At 58.9% G+C, this 23,037-nt stretch carries 18 protein-coding genes; 15 read left to right on the top strand and 3 right to left on the bottom strand.

What is annotated here, in order from left to right:
- Positions 1-35 precede the first annotated feature (35 nt).
- From R6V78_RS12720 to R6V78_RS12685, 8 genes are all read left to right on the top strand, one after another.
- Complete coding sequence (locus R6V78_RS12720; RefSeq protein WP_410289738.1) at positions 36-224, top strand: hypothetical protein; 189 nt, start codon at positions 36-38, stop codon at positions 222-224.
- Positions 225-446: 222 nt separating this feature from the next.
- Entirely contained in the window at positions 447-1,379 is a 933-nt protein-coding gene (dmeF, locus tag R6V78_RS12715) for a CDF family Co(II)/Ni(II) efflux transporter DmeF (protein ID WP_410289737.1), read from the top strand.
- Between the two features lie 98 nt (positions 1,380-1,477).
- On the top strand, positions 1,478-2,059 hold the full coding sequence (locus R6V78_RS12710; protein WP_410289736.1) for a DJ-1/PfpI family protein: 582 nt from the start codon (positions 1,478-1,480) through the stop codon (positions 2,057-2,059).
- Positions 2,060-3,028: 969 nt separating this feature from the next.
- Positions 3,029-5,122, top strand: a complete 2,094-nt coding sequence (locus R6V78_RS12705) for a TonB-dependent receptor domain-containing protein (RefSeq protein ID WP_410289735.1) — start codon at positions 3,029-3,031, stop codon at positions 5,120-5,122.
- A gap of 106 nt (positions 5,123-5,228) precedes the next feature.
- Positions 5,229-6,785 (top strand): hypothetical protein, encoded by a 1,557-nt coding sequence (locus tag R6V78_RS12700; RefSeq protein ID WP_410289734.1) that lies wholly within the window; start codon positions 5,229-5,231, stop codon positions 6,783-6,785.
- A gap of 182 nt (positions 6,786-6,967) precedes the next feature.
- Positions 6,968-7,585, top strand: coding sequence for a MotA/TolQ/ExbB proton channel family protein (locus tag R6V78_RS12695; protein ID WP_410289733.1), 618 nt, complete (start codon positions 6,968-6,970; stop codon positions 7,583-7,585).
- 20 nt (positions 7,586-7,605) lie between these two features.
- On the top strand, positions 7,606-8,013 hold the full coding sequence (locus R6V78_RS12690) for an ExbD/TolR family protein (RefSeq protein ID WP_410289732.1): 408 nt from the start codon (positions 7,606-7,608) through the stop codon (positions 8,011-8,013).
- A gap of 3 nt (positions 8,014-8,016) precedes the next feature.
- A complete protein-coding gene (locus R6V78_RS12685; RefSeq protein ID WP_410289731.1) occupies positions 8,017-8,724 on the top strand; it encodes an energy transducer TonB in 708 nt (235 codons plus the stop codon).
- Positions 8,725-8,834: 110 nt separating this feature from the next.
- Here the strand turns inward: R6V78_RS12685 and R6V78_RS12680 are convergent, their stop codons facing one another.
- On the bottom strand, positions 8,835-10,574 hold the full coding sequence (locus R6V78_RS12680) for a sigma 54-interacting transcriptional regulator (RefSeq protein ID WP_410289730.1): 1,740 nt from the start codon (positions 10,572-10,574) through the stop codon (positions 8,835-8,837).
- Positions 10,571-12,151: a response regulator gene (locus R6V78_RS12675; RefSeq protein WP_410289729.1), complete on the bottom strand. Its 1,581-nt coding sequence runs from the start codon at positions 12,149-12,151 to the stop codon at positions 10,571-10,573. Before R6V78_RS12675 ends, R6V78_RS12680 begins: the two co-directional genes overlap by 4 nt.
- 258 nt (positions 12,152-12,409) lie before the next feature.
- Here R6V78_RS12675 and R6V78_RS12670 point away from each other — a divergent pair, with 258 nt between their 5' ends.
- The 4 genes from R6V78_RS12670 (at position 12,410) to R6V78_RS12655 (ending at position 16,448) form a co-directional block, all read left to right on the top strand.
- Positions 12,410-13,141 carry a GntR family transcriptional regulator gene (locus tag R6V78_RS12670; protein ID WP_410289728.1) on the top strand — a complete coding sequence of 244 codons (732 nt, stop codon included), beginning with the start codon at positions 12,410-12,412 and terminating at the stop codon, positions 13,139-13,141.
- The gene (gene trpB / locus R6V78_RS12665) at positions 13,134-14,360 is read left to right on the top strand and encodes a tryptophan synthase subunit beta (protein ID WP_410289727.1); all 1,227 of its coding nucleotides are present in this window, start codon (positions 13,134-13,136) and stop codon (positions 14,358-14,360) included. Before R6V78_RS12670 ends, trpB begins: the two co-directional genes overlap by 8 nt.
- A complete protein-coding gene (gene trpA, locus R6V78_RS12660; protein ID WP_410289726.1) occupies positions 14,353-15,117 on the top strand; it encodes a tryptophan synthase subunit alpha in 765 nt (254 codons plus the stop codon). The genes trpB and trpA overlap by 8 nt, the downstream gene beginning before the upstream one ends.
- A 152-nt stretch (positions 15,118-15,269) precedes the next feature.
- Complete coding sequence (locus tag R6V78_RS12655; RefSeq protein ID WP_410289725.1) at positions 15,270-16,448, top strand: iron-containing alcohol dehydrogenase; 1,179 nt, start codon at positions 15,270-15,272, stop codon at positions 16,446-16,448.
- Positions 16,449-16,607: 159 nt separating this feature from the next.
- Here R6V78_RS12655 and R6V78_RS12650 read toward each other — a convergent pair whose 3' ends face one another.
- Positions 16,608-16,838, bottom strand: a complete 231-nt coding sequence (locus R6V78_RS12650) for a KH domain-containing protein (protein WP_410289724.1) — start codon at positions 16,836-16,838, stop codon at positions 16,608-16,610.
- A gap of 361 nt (positions 16,839-17,199) precedes the next feature.
- On the opposite strand from R6V78_RS12650, the gene R6V78_RS12645 reads away from it, so the two are divergent.
- Genes R6V78_RS12645 through R6V78_RS12635 form a run of 3 tightly spaced genes read left to right on the top strand, consistent with a single transcriptional unit; the run spans position 17,200 to position 23,032 of the window.
- A complete protein-coding gene (locus R6V78_RS12645; RefSeq protein WP_410289723.1) occupies positions 17,200-18,630 on the top strand; it encodes an efflux transporter outer membrane subunit in 1,431 nt (476 codons plus the stop codon).
- Positions 18,631-18,636: 6 nt separating this feature from the next.
- Positions 18,637-19,905 carry an efflux RND transporter periplasmic adaptor subunit gene (locus R6V78_RS12640; RefSeq protein ID WP_410289722.1) on the top strand — a complete coding sequence of 423 codons (1,269 nt, stop codon included), beginning with the start codon at positions 18,637-18,639 and terminating at the stop codon, positions 19,903-19,905.
- The gene (locus tag R6V78_RS12635; RefSeq protein WP_410289721.1) at positions 19,898-23,032 is read left to right on the top strand and encodes an efflux RND transporter permease subunit; all 3,135 of its coding nucleotides are present in this window, start codon (positions 19,898-19,900) and stop codon (positions 23,030-23,032) included. The genes R6V78_RS12640 and R6V78_RS12635 overlap by 8 nt, the downstream gene beginning before the upstream one ends.
- Positions 23,033-23,037 lie beyond the last annotated feature (5 nt).

Genomic DNA, 23,037 nt, shown 5'->3' with positions numbered 1-23,037 from the left:
GTGGCCAAGAGCCTTATAGACTGAAGGAGTCAATCATGGATAAACAGGATGTCATCAGGATCGCTGAAGGTCTGCGGCTGATCGAAGCGGGCGTGGAAACCATTCAGGGCGTGATGAAGGAAAAAAATATCAAATCGCTCAAAGACGTGGCGGCCGAACTGATTCCTTTTTTTAAAAAAGATGACGATTCACTTACCGAATCAATCATCAGTCATCTGGAATAGCGTCATTTCCCAACGACGTCGGCTTGCTCCGGTATTCCGGGGAGAAGGGCCGGCCCCGCGATCAGCGGGGTCCGGCCCTTTGTGCATCAGACGCTGCTCAACCCAGGCATCCGTGTCCATACACAACTGCCATCGGGGCCATGCCGTTTGACTGTCAAGGAAAAGGTCATACCGGAATCGGGACATGTCCGGGTTGCCGGGTGGGGGGGGAACGCGCTATCGATGAAAAACAATAAAGAAACGGATTGGAACCACAGCCACAGTTTCGGCCAGGATCAAAAACGGCCGGGGGAAAGCCGCACCATCATCGTCATAGCCGTGACCGCAGTCATGATGGTGGTTGAGCTTGCCGCTGGAATCCTTTTTGGTTCCATGGCCCTTCTGGCTGACGGCCTGCACATGGCCTCCCATGCAGCGGCATTGTCGATCAACGTTTTGGCCTACATATACGCCCGCCGTCATGCCCATAACGCGCGCTTCAGTTTCGGCACCGGCAAGGTGAACGCGTTGGGCGGATTCTCCGGTGCGGTGCTGCTGGCGGTGTTTGCGGTGATGATGGCGCTGGAGAGCGGGGTTCGGCTGATCAATCCGGTGGCAATCGCTTATGACCAGGCCATCTTCGTGGCTGTGATCGGTCTGCTGGTCAACGGCCTTTCCATGTTCGTCCTGAATCACAAGGACAAACACCATCACGAGCATGGCCATGGCTACCATGATGATCATCATCTGGATCATAACCTGCGTTCCGCCTATCTGCATGTTCTGGCCGACGCGCTGACCTCGTTTCTAGCCATTTTTGCCCTGCTGGCCGCCAAGTATTTCGGGCTGGTCTGGATGGACCCGCTGATGGGTATTGCTGGCGCCGTTCTGGTTTCGCGCTGGTCCATCGGTCTACTGCGGACGACCAGTCATGTGCTGCTGGATGGGCAGGCCCCGGCCGACATCCAACAAAAAGTGCTGGACGGCATCGGAAAAAACGACGATAATCGGGTCATCGATCTTCACTTGTGGGCCGTTGGGCCCGGTATCTATGCGGCCATCGTATCGGTGGTCGCAAAAGTGCCCCAATCACCGGATTATTACAAACAGCTGATTCCATCCGACGTTAAGCTGGTGCATGTAACCGTTGAAGTGAACCGCGACAGCGAACGTTGACCCCGCGGCTTTGCGCGGGGAGGCGCCAATCGAAACGAACAGGTCGACGGGATTTTCCCGGTCAATCCGGTCAACCGATTCAACCCAAGGAGGCAGTCATGGCAGCAAAAAAAATTCTCATGCTGGTGGGAGATTTCGTTGAAGACTACGAAGCAATGGTGCCCTTTCAGGCCCTGACGATGATCGGCCACACCGTACATGCGGCCTGTCCGGATAAAAAGGCGGGCCAAACGGTACGCACCGCCATCCACGATTTTGAAGGGGACCAGACTTACAGCGAAAAGCCCGGACACAATTTCAACCTCAATGCCACTTTCGACGAGATCAAGGCCGACGATTACGACGCGCTGGTGATTCCAGGCGGGCGGGCTCCGGAATATATCCGGCTGAACGCCAGGGTTCTGGAGATGGTACGCCACTTTTCCCAGGCGAACAAGCCCATTGCCGCGGTCTGTCACGGTGCCCAGGTGCTGGCCGCCGCCGGCGTCCTCCAGGGGAAAAGCTGTTCGGCCTACCCGGCCGTGGGGCCGGATGTTGGCTGTGCCGGGGGCACTTTCGTAGACATCGCCGTGGACCAGGCCCACGTGGATGGCAACCTGGTCACCGCCCCGGCCTGGCCGGCCCATCCCCAGTGGCTGGCCAAGTTTCTGGAAGTGCTGGGAACCCGCATTGAGCTGTAGACGCTGGTCCGGCGACCTTATCTTCGGTGCGCTAACGAGTAAAAGAGAAACGGATGGAACTGAAAAGGTGTCATTTGCCGGTTTGAGCGGATTTACGGCGTTTCAAAATAATGATCCAGTTGCCTTTTTTTGACCTTGGTGATATCGTCGGTCACACCGCTTGTGTGGTATCCGGATGGACGCTTTAGCTCGTTTTTAACATCGTTTGAGTCGGAAAGTCGCCGCCTTTCCATCAATACCAACACCATGCGCCACAATTACCGCAACATGCTCGTCAGAATCATCTGGGTTCTTCTCTTGTGTCTGCTGATCAGTGTCGGCGACGCCCCCGGATCAATCGCAGGGAGCTGCCAATGTCCGGCTGGGGGCTGCGCCAGCCAGTGCAAGTGCCGCTGCGCCTACTGTGTCAACCAACGATCGGTGCATCTCTCCGAACGCGGCGATCATCCCCGCCGGTCGACGTCCGACCGAGCTTGCGCCGTTACATCGGCTTCCCTCCTTTCCACCTGCCCGGTCACCGATTCTTCCGCCATCTCGTTAAAGGCACATTGCCCGTTAGGCGATCCAGCTGAAAGCCGGATGCTCTCCTCAACCTGCAGCTGCTGTTTCCAACAAGAGCCGCATGTCTATACCCTCGAGCTGCTCTCCTTACCGGTACCTCCCGCCTCCCGGTCGATGCCGGAACGCCATATGATCATCACGCCTGCGGACGTGCACTGGGTTTCTCAGCCAGATAAGCGCCATTCCCCTCCCGGATAACCCCCCACCATTCGAAAATCGCTTGGATTGACGGATATGCGTGCATTGCCAGGCATGGCCGGTACAAGGTGGATGACTGTCCGCCACGGAGCCCTTTTCATCAGGCCGGACCAGCCGTGTGGGATCGGTGCAGCCATCTGGCTGCAAGCATCAGCGATAATGGCCCCCCATTCTGGCAAACACCCTGAGGTGATCGATATGGAGGCAACTATGCGAGTATACGCTGCTGTTATTTTCTTTTGTTTGACGGTGGTTGTGAAGCCGGTGGCTCATGCGGGCGATGAGCAGGCGTCCCAGGAATTCACTGTTGATGACATCATCGTCCAGGCCAGCGGGGAAGCCGTCGACCGGAATGTCGTCCCCCGGGAAATCGTAGAGGCGGGGCGCTTTACCAATCAGGGTGAAGCCCTGACCCAAGTGCCCGGCGTCAGTGTGGTCCGGCGCGGGGCAAGTGCCACAGAACCCGTCATCCGGGGACTCGGCTGGGAGCGGGTGACCACGCAGGTGGATGGGCTTCCCCTCTACGGGGCCTGCCCGGCACGCATGGACCCACCGATCACCTATGTGCGTTCCTATGCACCCGAAGAGATCCAGGTTATCAAGGGACTCGCGTCCGTGTCCCTCGGCCCGATGGGCACCGGCGGCCGCATCGTCATCGACACCGACTATGCGCGCGACCCAGACGATCCGGCCGGACTGGCGGGCTGGTTCAAACTGGGCGGTGAAACCAACCGCAACGGGGTTGCCGGTGAAGCCGGCGTGAAGGGGGGCAACCGATGGCTGGACATCAAGGGGACGGTCGAGGCCCTCGGCTATTCAGATTATACGTCCGGGAACGGCACTGTCGTTCCCGCCAACCAGGAGGAATACAGCGCCGCCCTGTCTGCAGGCATCCGGCCGAAGGAGAACCACCGCTGGTCCAACACCCTCAATTATGTGCGCGAAGATGACATCGATTATCCCGCTTTGCCGATGGATATGGATGCGACCGATTATCTTTTATATACAACCGGTTACCGGATCAAACCCGAGCGCGGCAGCCTGGAACAGATGGATTTTTCATTTGGTCTCCAGAGCATCGATCACCTGATGAGCAACCGTGAAAAGCCCAACCGCGGGATACTCGAAGCCGAAACGCCTTCCGAATCAAATACGTTTTCCGGCAGCGCCAAATCCACATTCAATATGGCATCGGGCATCAATCTGAATGCCGGCGCCGATTTTTACCACCTGAACAGGGATGCGACGCGCACGCGCCGTATCGTCATGTCGGGGATGACCTTCAACGATCGGATCTGGCCGGATGTCACGCAATGGGATCTGGGCGGATACGCCGAGGTCCAGGCACAGCTAGCCGATGATCTGGACCTGAGAGTCGGCGGTCGCATCGATTTTGTTTCCAGCGACGCCGGTGCCGCTGATGCGCCCAGCCTGATGATGAAAACGGTTCGTGAGCAGTACGTTAACTTTTACGGAGCCGATGCCGCCGACGTAACTCAGGAGGAAGTGGTGGGATCCGGCAACATCGTTTTGTCCTGGCAACCCATGGCCCGGGTGGCTACCCATATCGGCGGGGGCATTGCCACACGCCCCGCCGGGGTGACGGAACGTTTTTACGCTTTCGCCCCCGCACCGGGCGGATTTCTGGTCGGCAACCCCACCCTGGATCCTGAAAAAAAGATCGAGTTGGAATGGGGTATCGATTTCAATTATCCGCGCGTCGAAGCCAGTCTCAGTCTGTTTCACAACTGGGTCCAGGATTATATCCTGCAAACAGAGATCGACCGGTTCGATGTCAATGGGGACGGTGTCGAGGACGTTGTGCGTGGTTTCAGCAACGTTGATGCCAGGCTGTACGGCGCCGAGCTCAGCTTACGACTGCGCGCCGGCGAGCACTGGTCCTTTCCGGTGACCGCCTCCTTCGTGCGGGGCCGCAATTCGACCGACGATCGCAACCTGCCGGAGATCCCGCCGCTTGAGGGAACCGTTGCCGCGCGATTTGACGCCGGCGACGAATTTCCGTGGTATGCCCAGGCGGGTGGACGTTTCGTGGATCGCCAGGACCGGATCGATGAAACCTTTCCCGAGAATGAAACCGCCGGGTTCGCCACCTTTCACCTGCGCGGCGGCATCACGCTGCACCGGGTCATCAAGATCGAGATGGGCGTCGAAAACCTGTTTGACAAGGAATACAATGAACACCTGACCCGGGAAGCTTTCTTTACCCAGGGGGACCTGGTCCAAGGCGGGGAGGTGCCGGCCCCCGGCAGGACCTTGTATGCCAGCCTGCGCTTTGATTTCTGAATTTATTGCCGGGAAACGGGCGAGGGTGCCCGATCAGGCATCCTCGCCTCGGCACCCCAGCGCACACCCACATTAACGGTATGCTTTTGACAGGGAGTCGTTGTGCATGAACGCGCCAGGCCACCTGATTGCCGGAATCCTTCTGGCCGGAACCATCGGACTCGCCACCGGTTTTGCCAGCGGCAGCATTGAAAAGCGGGACGAGAACGGTGACGGGCGCATCGACCGCATCGCCTACTATGATGATTCCGGCGGGCTCGCCTGCCTGGAGGCGGACACCAATGGCGACGGCCGGATGGATGCTATTCAGATTTACCGCCAAGATAAAATGATCCGCATCGAGAGAGACGCCAACCACGACGGTCATTTTGAACAGCGTGAGGTTTTTGAAGACGGGCGTCGGATACAGATGGAGCAGATCGACCGGCAAAACCGGGTCGTGCGTCAGGTGGAACTGGGCGCACTCGACCAAGTGCTGCACGTCCGCGAGGACACAACCGGTGATGGCCGGCTTGATTCCGTCTACGACTACGTTGAAGGGCAGGTCGTGCGCATGACCCGGGACACGGACCTGGACGGGCATCCGGAGGTCAGCATTCAATACAGCGCATCGCAACCAATCATCCAGCACGACGATGCCGACCAGGATGGCCGTTTTGAATGCACCACCTATTATCGCAACGGCCAGGTGGTCAGGCAGGAAGCCGACACCAATGGTGATGGCCGCATGGATCAGACGCGCTATTTCAACCACCATGGCCAACCCGCCCGTATCGAAACCGACTGGCGGCACGTCGGGCGGGCCGATCGCGTTGAGATTTTTGAAGCCGGCGCCCTTGTGCTGGCGGAAGAAGATCTGGATGGTGACGGATTCAGAGAAACACGGCTCAGCTACCGGGACGGTCGGATCCGCTCACGTGACGAAGACCGTAACCGCGATGGACGCGTCGATCAAACCACGGTCTATGACGCCGATGGCAGGGTTGCCAAAGTCCTGATCGATACCAACGAAAATGGCCGCGTGGATACCTGGCAGTTTTACCGTGACGATCGCCTGATTCGCATGGAGTGTGACGAAGACGGCGATTCGAAGGTCGACTTGAAGCTCTTTTATCGCCGGGACGAAACCTATCGCAGTGAGAGAGACACCAACGCCAATGGCTATTTCGAAACCGTTGAATGCTTCGACCAGGCACCCTGGACTGTCGTTATCCAGAAAGACAGTGACGAAGACACCATTTTCGAGCAGCACGCCTATTACCAGCAGTCGGTCCTGCGGAAGCAGACCATCGATAGTGACCAGGACGGCATCGTCGACCGTGTCGAGCACTTTGATGAAAGGGCCAGGCTCTTCAAGGCCGAGGAGGCGCCCACCCCTGCCGGCCGCATGACCCTGATCTGGTATTACGATGAAAAAGGGCTGCCGGACCGTGCCGAGAAGGATGCCGATCAAGACGGCGTCATCGATACCTGGTATTTTTATGACGGTGGCCGACTGTCACGGGTTGAGGAAGATGCCAACCGGGATGGTCGACCGGACCTCTGGGAAGGTTACGATGAGGCGCAGCAACTGGTATGGCGTAAACGGGACCTGGACCACGATGGGCAGCCGGATCTTGAAGAGCGTCCGGTTGCCCGGCCGGAAAAAAATGATCGCCTTTAATGGATGCGCCTGCATCCAGTCGTGGTCGTTGGGTCAAGCTCAAGGCTGGTGGTCATTTCAACCACGGACATGCATCGGGTATCTCGGGGAGTGACATGTGCGGCCAACACAGGTAATGGCTGCATCGGGGCGTTTCAAACACGCCCGTATAACTCGCAGTTTTGCGGAAAGGGAGTGATCCCATGTTGGAATTCCTTGCCAAAGGCGGTGTTCTCGTTGTTCCGATTGCGCTGTGCTCGGTCATCGCGGTCGCTATATTCCTGGAACGATTGATCCGTTTTTCCTTTTTATGTCGACGTGGAAAAGGGTTGGAAGATCGTATCTCCGCCCTGGTCAGCGCGCGTGACGATCAGCGGGCGTCCGTTCTGGCCATCGAGAGCCGATGTCCCATCGGACGGATTCTGGCGCAAGCCATTGAAGTCAACCGTGGTGACAGGGAAACGCTCGAAACGGTCATGGTGCATGCCACCGACCGGGAGGTGCGTTATCTTTCCCGGTATTTGCAGGTGCTGGCCACCGTAGGCAACATTGCACCGCTGCTGGGCCTGCTGGGCACGGTCATCGGCATGATCAAGGCGTTCATGGTAATCCAGCAAATGGGCGGCAAGGTCAATGCGGCCGTTCTGGCGGGGGGCATCTGGGAGGCCATGCTGACCACGGCCCTGGGTCTGGCGGTAGCCCTTCCGGCCATGCTGGCCCACAGCTACCTGACCGGTCGTGTGAATGACTTCGAAGCACGGCTTCAAAGCGGTTGCGTCACATTTATCAAAGCGCTTGCCGAGCGGCAGTTGGCGCTCTGAGTGTTTCCCGGAGTTCTGCCATGTTGCGATTCAAAAAACGGACATCCCCCTACGGTGTGCAAATCCCGTTGACATCATTGATCGATGTTGTTTTCCTGCTGTTGATCTATTTTTTACTGACCACCAATTTTCTGGCCGATGAAGGCATCAAGGTCAATCTGCCCAAGGCGAACGCCGCAGTTGACCCGATCGATCCGGAGATCATCATCCACATCGATAAGGGCGGCCGGGTCTATCTGCAGGAGGCTGAAGCATCTTTACCGATATTGCTCAACCGTCTGCGCACACTGCTGGCTGAGAGAGACGACCCAGTCGTCATTGTCAAAGCGGATCGGACGGTGATCGTCGATCAGGTAGTCGGGGTCATGGATGTGGTTACGGCTGCCGGTGCGCACAGGATGATGCTGGCCACCGAGAGGGTCTTTTAACCGATGGATCACGGGTATGCGCCGCCACGCGGCAACCGCCTGCTGACGGCCCTGGTTATGCTTTCCGTTCTGGCCCATCTGTTGGCACTCCGCCTGTTTGGGAATCCCTCTCCGGTGGCGTCCACCCATATGATCGAGTTGAGTCTGAGCCCTTCCTATCAGGCCGCTAAACGGCACATTCCCACGCCCCGCCAACAACCGCTCAAGGCGCCTCCCCAGCGACGATCGCAACCGGAGCCCAGACCTATTTTTCCGGATGTGTCTGTCGCCAAAGCGTCTGCCGCCCCCCTTCAGCCGCAACCGCTGGATTCAAGAATCCCTGACCTGGCCGGTCTGACACCCTCCCCAATTATTGCCTTTGAAAAAACCGCAATGCCGCCCGCTGCCCATTCCTCCTCTGATGAACGCGCCGCCAGGACCTATTTCGATATCATCCGAAGCCGGATAAACAGCCATAAGTCCTATCCCCTATCGGCCAGACAACGCAAAGAAGAGGGTGCAGTGACCGTCCGTTTTACCCTAAGTGCAGATGGATGGGTGGCATCGGCGGACGTTATCGAGGGAACATCATCTGTCGCATTGAGGCAGGCCGCTTTGGAAGCTGTGCGCCAGGCGGCGCCCTTTCCGGTTATCCCCGCTTCCATGGCTAAACGTGAAATCACCATCAGGCTGACCATCCACTTTGAGCTTGACATCGATACGTCGCGTTGAAAGCGGCAGGCCGGTTTAATTAAGGGCTTATTGGATTTCCATAGAGATGCGCGCCAAGGGCTCGGAAACACCATTCCCCGTGCCGCCCCCATATCACTTGGATCGGTGCACTATCCGTGGATACCGTATTTTTTCATCTTGCGCCACAGGGTGGTCCGTTCCATCCCAAGGGCCTGTGCGGTTTTATGGCGATGGCCGCCGGCTTTTATTAATGCCGCCTGTATACGCTGGTGTTCCCGGTTGTGGGATTCCTGCCGTGGGTCTAAAATTTTGGGTGGCAAGAAGGTCGGCTGAACCTGTCTGACATAGTCGGGCAGGTGGTCCGGCTGGATCATGGATTCGCGGCAGAGGATCAGGGCATGCTCCAGGATATTCTCCAGTTCACGGACATTGCCCGGGTAGTCGTAGTTGAGCAGGATCTGCATGGCGGTTTTGGCAATGGCCGGCGGGACCGCGGCCCGGGCGGCGCATAGGCTGCGGGCAATATGGCGGATGAGCAGGGGCAGATCGCCCCGGCGCTCCCGCAACGGGGGCAGCTCGATGCGCATGACGTTGAGCCGGTAGAACAGATCCTGGCGGAACAGTCCCTGGTCCACCAGGTTTTTGAGCTGGCGGTTGGTGGCTGAAACGATGCGCACATCGACCTTGACGGTGCCACGGGAACCCAAGGGGTAGAATTCCCTGTCTTCCAGTACCCGCAGCAGCTTGGCCTGCAGAGAGAGCGGCAGATCGCCGATTTCATCCAGAAAAATGGTGCCCCCTTCCGCGTCGGAGAAACGTCCCGGCTTATCCCGATTCGCTCCGGTAAACGCCCCTTGGACATATCCGAAGATTTCCGACTCGATGAGGTTTTCCGGAATGGCGGCGCAGTTAACCTTCACCAGAGGATGGGCGGCTCGCAGGCTGGCCGAATGGATCACCTTGGCCAGCAGGTCTTTGCCGGTGCCCGTGGCCCCTTCCAGCAGAACGGTGGTATCGCTGGGAGCCACCACCGCAACCATTTCGAAGATTCTACGCATGGCAGGATCTTTACCGATCATATCGTGGAAGGTATAGCGGTTGCTGATGGCCCGGTTCAGCTGATGGGCCAGGGTCATGTCGTGAAAGGTGGCCAGGCCGCCCATGATGACGTCTTTCTCATTTCTCAGGGCAATGTAGTTGGCGCGAATGGGGATGGTGACGCCGTCCTTGTCGGTCATGCGGCCCTGGCGGCTGCTGCGGGTTTCTCCAGATGCAATCGATTCTTGCAGCAGGCAGACGTCCGGAGCCTGATCGCCGGAGAAGATCATGGTGCAGGACTGGCCCAGGACCTGATGCCGGTCGTAACCCGTGATGGTCTCGGCGGCCCGGTTGAAAAAATTGATCAACCCGCCGCGGTTGACGGTGAAGATGCCCACATCCAGATTGTCCAGGATGATTTTGAGGCTTTTCTCCTCATAGTGCAGGCGGTCGATGAGCTGGGTGATGGGGGAGTGGTCCTGCAGGATGGTCATGCATCCGGAGATTTCACCCCGGTGGTTGAAGATGGGGGTGGCCATTCGCGTGATCAGGTGGCGCTGGTTTTCCTCGTCGGTGACCTCCATGTCCGGGTCCTGGTCTCCGGCGGTGTCCGGATGGTGCATCACGCATTGGACCGTGCAGGGCACCCCCGTGAACACTTCACGGCAGTCCCGATCGACCACTTCCGGCTCCCGTAGCCCCAGCAGGGCCTGGGCACTGAGATTGATTGCCGTGATCCGCCGACTGCCGTCGGCCACGAATGCACCGATGTTCAGCTCGTCCATGACTTCCAGCCAGTGGCTGCAGCGGATGCTCAGACGGTTGAATGGCGGTGTCTTGGCCGTTGTCATGCCACACCTCCGGGAGAATTTATAACGGCCGCCTCCACGGGCAGCCTGATTTCGAAGGTGGTACCCCGGCCCGGTTGGCTGGCGGCTGTCAGGCTGCCGCCGTGCCTGCCGATGATCCCGTATGTGGTGGACAGCCCCAGTCCGATGCCGTGGCCTTCCTGCTTGGTCGTATAGAACGGTTCGAAGATGTGCGCCATATCTTCCTCTCGGATGCCGATGCCGGTATCCGAAACCCGGATGACCACGATCCCGGGATTCTCCTCGGATGCTCCGGCAAGGGTGAGGGTGCCGCCGTCGGGCATCGCATCCACGGCATTGAATATCAGGTTGAGCAGGCATTGCTGGAGCTGGTTGGCATCCCCGTTGACGTCGGGCAGGTGGTCCGGGATGCGGGTGACCAGCGTGACGTGGCCCAGTTCGAGCCTGTGCCGGGCCAAAACGATGCTTCGTTCCAGTATCCCGTTGACGGACACGGGACCCACCGATACCGGTGATCGGCGGGAAAAGGTGAGCAGGCTGGCCACGATTTTCGAGCAGCGGTCGGTCTCAGTTTCGACCAGCGCGAGATAGCGGGCGAATTGCGACTGCTTGTCAGCAGACACAGGGCCTTTCTCGAAGGTCCGCAGCATCAGCCGGATGTAGTTGAGAATTCCGGCCAGCGGGTTGTTGATCTCATGGGCCACGCTGGCGGCCAGGCGTCCCAGGGACATCATCTTGTCCTGGTGCAGCAGGCGGGCCTGATCGGCCATCTCCTGTTCCAGTCGATGGATGCGCCGGAGGTCCCGGCAAAAACAGACCAGACCGGTGGCGCGTGCCGCTTCCATCAAAACAGCTGCCGACAGCTGCACCGGCACCGGTCGTTGCTGATGATCCAACAGGCGGGTATCGTAAAGCATCAGCCGATTGACACCGCCATGGCCGGGTGCGGACAGATCTTCCTGAAATCGGCGGTATTCCGCATGGCTGAAAAAATGTGCCAATGTAGCCCGATGCATCACCCCGGCGCGATCAAGCCCCAGCATCTGCTCCATGCTGCGGTTGAAGGTGACGACCTTGCCGTTGTGGTCACATCCCAGGATCCCATCCATTGAACTTTCGATCAGCCGCTCCTGAAAGGCGGCGGTTTCCTCCAGCTGTCGGGTGGTACGGGTCAATCCCTTTTCCAGCTGTCGGGTATAGTCCTTAAGCTGCCGTCGGGTGGAATAGCGATGGCGGGCGCGTTCGAGGGCGACCATCATGGCCTCGGTGTGGATAGGCTTGGTGATAAAGTCCGAGGCGTCCAGCTGCAGGGCGCGGATGGCGACCCCCATCTCGCCGAATGCCGTGGCGACGATGACCTCGGTATCCGGAAAGCGGCGCTTGATCGCTTCCAGCACCTGGATGCCGTCCATGCCGGGCATGCGGATGTCGGTGATGACGATGCGCGGGGCGAACTGTTCACATCGGGCGAGCCCGACGGCCCCGTCGGGTGCGGTTTCCACCAGGTAACCGGCGTCCTGGAGGGTCAGGGCGGTGACGTCGCGGATGTCTTCTTCATCATCAATGATCAGGACAGGCCATTGGTCGGTGGTTGTCATGGCGGTCTGCTTTCCCTGGTCTTTAAAAATCACCGATGCGTTGCCGTTTTCAATGCATGGGGGGCGAGTGACGGGATCTGCAACCGGAAATCATCATAGGCAATCCCTGGTGAACCGTCAAGGATCCAGGACGTTTTCTCGAAGGTTCCGGCAAGGTGCCCTGACAAACCGTGTCAATTTGTATTGACAACTTAACAAATAGATGGCAGATGTATCTGACACGACGCGATGAAATTTTAGGCCGGGATGCTTCGAATCATGCTCAACACGCAATCACCCATTCCCTTGTACCGCCAGCTGGCCGAGATCCTCGGGGAAGGCATCCGTTCCGGCGAATACCCGCCGGGGGCCCGGATTCCGTCGGAACCCCGGCTGGCCAAAGATTACGGAATCGGTCGTCCCACGGTCCGGCAGGCCATCGATGTGCTGGTGCGCCAACGCCTGCTGTCGCGGCAGCGGGGGTCGGGGACTTATGTGCGGACCCCGCAGCAGGAAATCGACCTTTTCTCCCTTGCCGGAACCAGCGCGGCCTTTCACAAGAAGGGGATCGCCGTGGATGTCCAGCTGCTTCAGCGACCGCGGCGGATCAAGGTCGCGGTTGATGCAAAGAATCCCTTTGCTGGCGGCGAGGCCTTTCGGCTCTCCAGACTGAACCGGGTAGACGGGGCACCGGTGCTGATGGAGGAGATCTATCTCCATCCGGTAATGTTTAGGGGCATAGAATCGATTGAGCTTGCCGGACGGTCCTTGTCCCAGGTGGTTGAAACCCGCTTTTACATGCGACCGACAAGTGGACGGCAGACGTTTTGCATCGGCTGCCTCAATTCCAGAAAAGCGGCACTCATGGAGGTCAAAGCAGACACACCACTGCTGATAGTCAACCGGTTTCTGAATTTCAAGCAGGCGGACAACGCCGTTTTCTCGGTGCTGACCTGCAACACGGAGACCTTTGTCTTTTCCCAGCAGATCGGAGGACTGAACCATGCGTAAGCGGGGCTATTTCGGCAATTTCGGCGGGGCGTTCCTGCCCGAGATCCTGGTCGCCACCTTCGATGAACTGGAGCGGGTGTATACCGACGCCCGCAATGATCCAGCCTTCTGGCAGGAATACGAACGGCTGATGGCCAGCTACTCTTGCCGGCCCACCCCGATCACCTTTGCACAGAATCTGACCCGCCACTTCGGCGGTGCCCGGATTTTCATCAAGCGTGAGGACCTTAACCACACCGGCGCCCACAAGGCCAACAATGTAATGGGGCAGGGCCTGTTGGTCGACCGCATGGGCAAGACCCGGGTGATTGCCGAGACCGGGGCCGGCCAGCACGGGGTGGCCACGGCCACCATGGCAGCCCGATTCGGCTTTGAATGCACCATCTACATGGGAGAGGTGGACGTTGCGCGCCAGCGGCCCAATGTCTTCTGGATGGAACAGCTGGGCGCCACCGTCGTGCCGGTGACCGACGGTACACGGATTTTGAAAGACGCCATCAACGAGGCGTTCCGTGACTGGGTGACCCATATGGATTCCACCCATTACGTGCTGGGCACCGCCTGCGGACCCCATCCGTTTCCGGAGATGGTCGCCTGGTTTCAGTCCATTATCGGCAGGGAGGCCCGCCGGCAGTTTCTGGAAAGGGAAGGTCGGCTGCCTTCACGGGTATTCGCCTGCGTGGGCGGCGGGTCCAACGCCTTGGGCGTTTTCAGCGGATTCTTTGATGACGACGTCGAGCTGGTGGGTGTGGAAGCCGCCGGCCGGGGCCTGGATTCAGGTGAACATGCCTCGCGACTCTGCTCCGCTGACGCCAGTGTAGGTGTGGCCCAGGGGTACAAGACCTATTTCCTGCAGGATGAAGACGGCCAGATGAGAGAGACCCATTCGATCGCCGCCGGCCTGGACTATGTCGGTGTTTCTCCGATCCTGTCGCATCTGAAGGTCAGCGGACGGGTGCGCTTTGAAGGGGCAACGGACGTGGAGGTGATCGATGCGCTTTCCCTGACCATGAAAAAGGAGGGCGTCATCCCGGCGCTGGAATCGGCCCATGCCTTTGCCCGTGCCTTCAAGGAGGCGCCGGAGATGTCTGCCGACGACATCATCCTGATCAATCAGTCCGGCCGGGGGGACAAAGACATCTTTACTATCGCGGATGCCTTCGATGACCCCAAATGGAAACAATTCATCCTAGACAAGGCCAAACGCTATCATGCTTGAATCCTATATCCGTTCGCGGCTCAAAGAGAAACAGATTCTGCTGATGACCCATATCGTCATCGGCTACCCGTCCCTCAACGATTCCCTCGAGATCGTGCGAACCATGGTCGCGGCCGGTGTGGACCTGATGGAGCTGCAGATTCCCTTTTCCGAGCCTATCGCCGACGGTCCGGTGATTTTAAAAGCCAGCCAGGCCGCCCTGGCCAATGGCGTGAAGGTGGACCAGTGCCTGGATTTCGGTCGGGAGGCAGCCCGAACATTTACGATCCCCTTTCTGTATATGACCTATTACAACGTTGTCTTCAAATACGGCGTCGACCGGTTCGCCGACCACATGAAGTCAGCCAACCTCAAGGGGGCGATTATTCCCGACCTGCCTCCGGAGGAGGCCGGTGACTATCTCAACGCCATGGGCCGCAACGCATTGTCCCCCATCTTTATATTCTCGCCGACCACATCCGATGCGCGCATGGGCGCGATTGCCGGGGTGGCCGATGGTTTTGTCTATTGTGTGGCCCGCAAGGGGGTCACCGGTGACCGGACGGCGTTCTCCCGGCGGATCGGCGATTACCTGGCGCGCTGCCGGGCGGCCACGCATTTGCCGCTGGCGCTTGGGTTCGGCGTAAAGGAGAAATCCGATATTGCGTTTCTCAGGGGTAAGGCCGATATTGCCGTCATCGGCACCCAGGCGTTGCAGCTGGTTGAAGACCGGGGCATTGCCGCGCTGGGCAGCTTTATTCGTGACCTGCATGCCTGAAAAGTGGAGAGCATGCTCAGCGCTCCGGTCTCCGGTAAAATCGACTGGAAAAATCGGCCGGTCGTTGCGCCGGCCCTGCTGGTGATCAAGGGCCTGCGCTTGGTTTCTGTTTTCGACCCATGCCGACGTCATCTTATGGTATGAGGCCCATTGTGCAGCAGCTATTCTCATTCAGCCCCATGCCCAGGCTGATCTTCGGTGCAGGAAGCCATTGTAAGCTGGGCGCCATCGCGGCATCGTTCGGCGGAAACGCACTTCTGGTGACCGGCATGGGCGCCCTTGAGCGATCCGGGTACCTGGCCCTGCTGCTGGAGAATCTTGAAACCGCCGGTGTTCACGTGGCGCAATGCCGAATTGCCGGTGAGCCGTCGCCAGCCATGGTGGATGCGGCGGTAACTGATCTGAGCGGCAAGACCGTCGATGTGGTTCTGGCCGTGGGCGGCGGCAGCGTAATAGATGCGGGAAAAGCCATTGCGGCCATGCTTAAAGAGAGTGGATCGGTCATGGATTACCTGGAAGGGGTCGGCAGACGCCATCCTACGGGGCAATCCATCCCGCTGGTGGCCGTGCCCACTACCTCGGGGACCGGCAGCGAGGCCACCAAGAATGCGGTGATTTCCCAGGTGGGGGCCAACGGGTTTAAAAAATCCCTGCGGCACGACAACTACATCCCCAGGCTGGCGATGCTTGACCCCAGCTTGTGTCTCTCCGCCCCACCTCCGGTGACGGCGGCCTGCGGAATGGATGCCCTGACCCAGCTGATCGAAGCCTATGTCTCCACCCAGGCGTCACCGCTCTCTGACGCCCTGGCTCTGGAAGGCATGCGTCAGCTGATCCCGGCCCTTCCCGAAGCCTGTGGAAAAGGTGCTTCCGATATCGGCTGCCGCGGTGCCGCAGCCTACGGGGCGTTTCTTTCCGGCGTTACCCTGGCCAATGCCGGTTTGGGCGTGGTCCACGGGGTGGCCGGTCCCATGGGGGGTCTGATCGCCATTCCCCATGGCGTCGCCTGCGCCAACTTGTTGCCCTTTGCCGTGGGGGCCACCGTCGGCAATCTGGCTGGCATGCACACGGCACAAGCCGACCATACCCTCGCCAAGTTTGCCCGCATCGGTAAACTGTTCGGTGCCAGGTTTGAAGATCGCATGGACTGCTGTCGTCATCTGGTAGACAGCCTCTACCGATGGCTGGATCAGCTGCAGATTCCCCGGCTGGGACAATTTGGTCTGACCCCGGACAGGGTCGATATTCTCGTTCACGCGGCGTCCAATAAAAATAATCCGCTGCCGCTCACCGCCGGGCAGATTGAACGCATGATTCAGGACCGGCGATGAACCCGTCAAGGCGTTGAAGACCAGGGAAAAGGCACGTAATACGTTCAGGGATGATCGGACCGGAGCAGGCGCGGCTGCCTTGATGTCAGCGCTTGCAGCGGAGTCGGAGGATCTCCTTTGATTCACGCACGTGCCCGGCAGATGGCTGCGGCGACGCCCCTACTCGATGATTTCAAGCACCGTGCGTTTTTTTATCTTTGAGGACACGGCACTCAAAATGGTCCGCATTGCCTGGGCCGTTCTGCCCTGCTTGCCGATGACCTTGCCCAGATCCTCTCTGGCCACCGTGAGTTCCAAAACGGTGGTTTGCTTTCCCTCCACTTCCGCCACGGCAACCTGTTCAGGCTTGTCAACCAATGACCGCACGATAGTGATGATCAATTCTTTCATCGTATGCTCCCTTCCGGCCAATTATATAAAAGTCACCGCAAATGACAATGTTAAAAATAATCGCACACCCCAATCCAATCGTGATGCGACCACCCTGGGCGTCAGGCGTTTTGCGCTTGTTTCGCCGACTCCGGGGTGGTAGAAACAGGTGCCTTGAACCTTGTGACAAACCAATCCAGGATTATCTTGTCAAATATGGCAGGACAGAAACGGGCCAGGGCACAGGTGTTAAATTGTGGCTGTCTTGTCGATCCAGCCACGGTGGGCTGCAGCGCAGCGGCAGCCGAACCAACAGGCCGGTCCCGAGGGCCATATTATTTTTTGGTCTGCAATTGGATTTGGAGGTGAACCCGGTTAGCCCATGAAAGACCTTTTTCGACAGCATCTCCTTTTGTTTTTCAGTATTTCGGTGCTGTTTTCATGCAGCCCTTTTGAACCGAGGTTGATGCCGGGTGCGGCAGGTGAACTTCCCGATGCCTATTCCCTGTATGGCCAGGAACCCGATCTTTCATCGCCCTGGTGGGTATCCGTCGGTGCACCGGAACTGAACCGGTTAATTCTCACCGCGCTTGCGGACAACTTTACGCTGAAAGAGGCCTGGGCCAGGCTGCAGCAGGCCAGGTCGCTGGCCATTCAGGCGGGTGCCGGCCTATATCCGGAATTGGAAGCAACCGGATCGGCCGATTATACCCGACTTCGTTCGGAAAACACGTCGGGCAGTTCCGCAGGCAGGGACAGCTATGCCTTGGGCCTGGTCAGCAGCTACGAGCTGGACCTTTGGGGCCGCCTCAGGAGCCAACGGGAAGCGGCGTTGTTCGGGGTGAACGCAAGGGAAGACGACCTTTCAACGGCCAGGGTGACCCTTGCGGCCGAGGTGGCCGACCGCTGGGTGCAAATTGTCTCCCAGCGCTTGCAGATGCAGCTTCTGGACAAGCAGCTCAAAAACAATTTAACGTTTCTGGAGTTGATCGAACTGCGTTTTCGAAAAGCCATGGTTTCGGCTCTGGATGTCTACCAGCAGAAGCAGGTGGTGGAGAGTGTGCGTGCGAGGCTTCCGCTGGTGGAAGCCGAAAGCCAATTGCTGATGCACGAACTTGCCGTACTGCTGGGCCGGCCGCCCAGGGCGGATCTGGGTCTGATTCAGACGCAGATACCGGTAGTCGATCAACTCCCGGGGCTAGGTCTGCCTGCCGATCTTCTGGCCAACCGGCCGGATGTGAGGGCTGCCGGCAGTCGCCTGAAGGCTGCCGAATGGCAGGTGGCAGCGGCCCGGGCCAATCGTCTGCCGGCGCTCCGTTTTAGTGCGGGTGCCCAATACGGCACCAGCGACATGGATCTCCTTTTCGATACCTGGCTGTTGAACCTGGCGGCCAATCTGACGGCACCCATTTTCGACGGCGGACGGCGGGCGGCGGAGGTTGACCGGGCCCGGGCACAGGCCGATGAAAACCTCTGGACCTACCGACAGACTGTATTGACGGCCGTCAAGGAGGTGGAAGACGCCCTGGAGAGCGAGACCCGCCAGCGCGAGCACATCCACGGGCTTGAATCGGTAATGGCGGCGGCCCGCAGAGGCCTTGAAGAGGCCATCCAGCGTTACCGTCGGGGATTGAGCGACTATCTGCCGGTGCTTACCCAACTCATCGCCGTCCAGGATCTCGAAAGGGATTTGATTCGGCAGCGGGAAGCTCTGGTTCGATATCGCATCGGCCTGCACCGGGCGCTTGGTGGTGGGTGGATCGATCGTGCCGATACTCCGGGGGCATCCATGGGTGACCAGCGCCGAGGATAGGGTGAGATGAACGAAAACATTGATTTTGATTCCAAAAAAACCGAACCTGTGCCAGCCAAAGGCAAATCCTGGGTGCGGACACTGATTGGCTGCACCATGATAATCGTGATGGGTGTCGCCGGAGCCAGTTACATCAAAAAGACTGCTCCCCGTGCCCAGAAGCGGCCGCCGGAGCGTGCGGTTGCCCTGGTGGAAACCCAACCACTGCTGCCGGATACGCACCAGGTTTCGGTGGCGGCCATGGGGTCGGTTATTCCGGCCAAAGAGATAACCTTGAAGACCCGGGTGTCCGGAGAGATTCAATTCGTCCATCCGGAATTTGTCGAGGGCGGGTTTATCCGCGCCGGTGAAAAGGTGCTTAAAATTGATGACAAGGATTACCAGCTGGCCATTGCCCGCAGGGAAAGCGCCGTGGTTGAAGCTGATTACGAGCTCAAGGTCGAGATGGGATACCAGGATGTGGCCCGGCAGGAATGGTCGTTGCTCTATCCCGAGCGCAGGGCCGATGCCCAGGAGGAGGAGTTGGCCCTGCGCAAGCCGCATCTGGCCAAAGCCCGATCGGATCTGGCCGCTGCCCGCGCAGACCTCGAACAGGCTCGCCTGGACCTGTCACGAACCGATATTTATGCCCCTTTCAATGCCATTGTTCGCAGCACCCACGTGAACGTGGGCTCACAGGTATCAACCCAGGATGCATTGGCCCAGCTGGTGGGTACCGATGAATACTGGATCCAGGTGTCGCTTCCTGTGGAACGGCTGGCATGGATCCAGATTCCCAAGACCCGTGCAGAGAAAGGCCCCGACGTCAATGTCTCCTATCGTGGAAATCAGCGGCCGGGAACCGTGTATCGGCTGTTGAGTGATCTGGAAACGGAAGGGCGCATGGCCCGTATCCTGGTGTCCGTCCGGGACCCGCTGGTACTGCAATCCAAGACCGGGGACCCTGTGCCCCCGCTGTTGATCGGTGAGTACGTCCGCGTTGAAATTAAGGGACAGCGCCTGACGGATGTCTATCGTATTCCCAGAAGCGCCCTGCGTGACAACAGCACAATCTGGATACTTTCCGACGATGATACCCTCAAGATCATGCCGGTGGAGACCGTCTGGCGCGATGCCGACTATGTGCTCATGAAAAACGGCCTCGTTCCAGGCCAGCGGCTGATTGTTTCGGACCTCTCCGCACCGGTCGACGGGCTGCCGCTGAGGGACAGCGATGAAGGGCCGGCGGATAAAACCGCATCAAAAATTAAAAATACCGTAAAAGCAGATGGATAAGATAAACCCGAATCCTGCCCCGGATGGCGATCGGCGTCAGTTCGGCCCCATCTCCTGGATGGCCGGGCATACGGTGGCTGCCAACCTGCTGATGGTGGTTTTTCTGGTGGGGGGGCTTATTTTTGCCGGTCAAATCAAAAAGGAAGTCTTTCCCGACTTTGAGCTGGATTATGTGACCATCTCCATGGCCTATCCCGGTGCCAGTCCCGAGGAAGTCGAACGGGGCATTATCCTGGCCATCGAAGAGGCCGTTCAGGGCCTTGACGGCATCAAGCAAGTGACCGCGGTGGCCAATGAAGGCGCCGGCAGCGTGACGGTCGAGGTGGTTGAAGGCAAAAATACACAGCGGGTGGCCCAGGATATTCAAAATGCAATCGACCGGATCACCTCTTTTCCCGACGAGGCCGAGGACGCCCGGGTAACCGTTGCCCAGCGGAAACGGTATGTGGTCTCTCTGGCACTTTTCGGCGATCAGGGAGAACCCATTTTGCGTGAGACAGCGGAGATGGTTCGCGATCGTCTGCTGCAGGATCCGGGCATTACCCAGGTGGATCTTTCCGGAATTCGGGACTATGAAATCAGTATTTCAGTGCCCCAGGCCAAGCTGCGGACCTACGGTTTGACCCTGGAACAGATTGCCCAGACCATCCGGCGGGCGGCCGTGGAGCTTCCCGGGGGATCAATCAAAACCGACAGCGGCGACGTGCTGGTGCGCATGACCGAAAGACGGGAATTCGGGCCTGAGTTCGGCCGTATTCCCATCATCACCACCAACGACGGCACCCAGGTCATGCTGGCAGAAATTGCCGAGGTGGCAGATGGGTTCGAGGAGACGGACAGCTTTGCGACCTACAACGGGCAGCGGGCCATTCTCATCAACGTCTATCGCATCGGGGATCAGACTCCGCTCGAGGTTTCGGCAGCCGTCCGGGAAAAAGTGGCCCTTATTCGGCCGGACCTGCCGCCGGGCATCGATCTGGTGGCCCGCAACGACCGCAGTGATATTTACCGCCAGCGTATGGATCTGATGTTGCGCAACGGCTATTTCGGGCTTGCCTTGGTGTTCATTCTACTGGCCATCTTCCTCGAACCGCGCCTGGCTTTTTGGGTCAGCCTGGGCATTCCCATCTCCATCCTCGGATCCCTTTTTTTTCTGCCGGCGGCCGGGGTGAGCATCAACATCATGTCCATGTTTGCCTTCATCATCACTCTGGGCATCGTGGTGGATGACGCCATCGTCGCTGGGGAGAACATGTACAACCACCGCCAGGCGGGCTTGCCCTGGCTTCAGGCGGCGGTGACCGGCACCCGCGAGATTGCCATGCCGGTGACCTTCAGTGTGCTGACCAACATTGTGGCTTTTGCCCCGCTATTTTTCGTCTCCGGTATCATGGGCAAGGTGTTTCGGCAGATTCCAGTGGTGGTGGTGGCCGTATTCGCCGTTTCCCTCATCGAGAGCCTATTTATCCTGCCGGCTCACATCGGCCATCGTAAGCCCCGTTCGGAGGCCGGGCTCTTCGGCTGGGTGCTGCACCAGCAGCAGCGTTTCAGCACCCGGTTTTCCCATCTGGTTCGAACGCGTTACGGTCCCCTGCTCGATCTTGCCCTGGGCCATCGCTACATCGCCATCAGCATCGGAATAATAGCGTTGATGCTCACGATCAGTTATGTGCAAAGCGGCCGCATGGGGTTCGAGCTGTTTCCCAAGATTGAATCCGATTATGCCATGGTCACCGCGGTGCTGCCCTACGGCTCCGCCGTTCAGAAAACCGAGGCCGTCCAGAAGATCCTGGTGGAAGCCGCCCAGCAGGTGACTGCCGAACAGGGTGGCCAAAAGCTGGTCGAGGGGATCTTTGCTGAAATCAACGGCAACCGGGCAGAAGTGCTCATTTATTTGACCCCGCCGGACGTCCGACCCTTATCCACGGCCCGGTTGACAGCCTTGTGGCGCGAGCGGGTCGGGCCCATCGCCGGGTTGGAGTCCCTCAAATTTGAATCCGATGCGGGCGGTCCGGGGCGAGGCGCCGCCATTGCCGTCGAGCTGAGCCACCGCAATGTGGAGACCCTGGCCCTGGCCAGCGCCGATGTGGCCGAATCGCTGGGGTTTTTCCCCACGGTAACGGACATCGACGATGGCTACTCTCCGGGAAAACAGCAGATCGACTTCAAGATCCGGCCGGAAGCCAGAAGTATGGGACTCAGTGCACAGGATGTGGCCCGACAACTCCGCCACGCTTACTATGGTACCGAAGCCCTGCGCCAGCAGCGCGGACGCAACGAAGTGACGGTCATGGTTCGACTGCCAAAAACGGAGCGGGTTTCCGAACACAACCTGGAGGAGATGATCCTGCGCACGCCTGCGGGCAAGGAAATCCCGTTGCTGGAAGCGGTGGATATCAATCGGGGCCGGGCCTACACATCCATCGACCGGCGCAACGGCCGCCGGGTGATCACCGTGACCGCTGATGTCAATCCCCGCAGCCAGGCTGATCAGGTGCTCGGGTCCCTCGTCGGGGACAGCCTTCCGGCCCTTCAGGAAAAATATCCGGGGCTGACATACAGTTTTGAGGGCAATCAGGCAGAACGGCGCGAAAGCATGCAGAGCCTGATGCGGGGCCTGATTATGGCGCTGCTGGTGATCTACGCCTTGCTGGCCATACCGTTCAACAGTTTCATTCAACCGCTGATCATTATGATCTCGATTCCCTTTGGAATTGTCGGGGCGGTGATTGGCCATCTGATCATGGGGTACAGCCTGAGCGTGATGAGCATGTTCGGTGTGGTGGCACTTTCCGGCGTGGTAATCAATGATTCGCTGGTGCTAATTGATTTTGCCAACCGGAGTCGGCAAAGCGGAGAAGGCTGCCACGGTGCCATCCACCATGCCGGTATCCATCGCTTCCGCCCCATATTGCTCACCACGCTGACCACTTTCGGTGGCCTGGCGCCAATGATTTTCGAAACATCCCGTCAGGCGCGTTTCCTCATCCCCATGGCCATCTCGCTGGGTTTCGGCATCCTTTTCGCCACGGTGATCTCCCTGCTCCTGGTGCCCTGCCTATACCTGGTGGTTGAAGATCTGAGGCAGTGGGTCGGCCTGTCCCGAACCTGCGATGCAAAGCTTTAGGAGAA

It is taken from the genome of Desulfosarcina sp., assembly GCF_046496365.1.
GTDB lineage: Bacteria > Desulfobacterota > Desulfobacteria > Desulfobacterales > Desulfosarcinaceae > Desulfosarcina.
The sequence above is the reverse complement of the archived record's forward strand: the minus strand, read 5'-3'. Positions and strand labels throughout refer to the sequence as shown.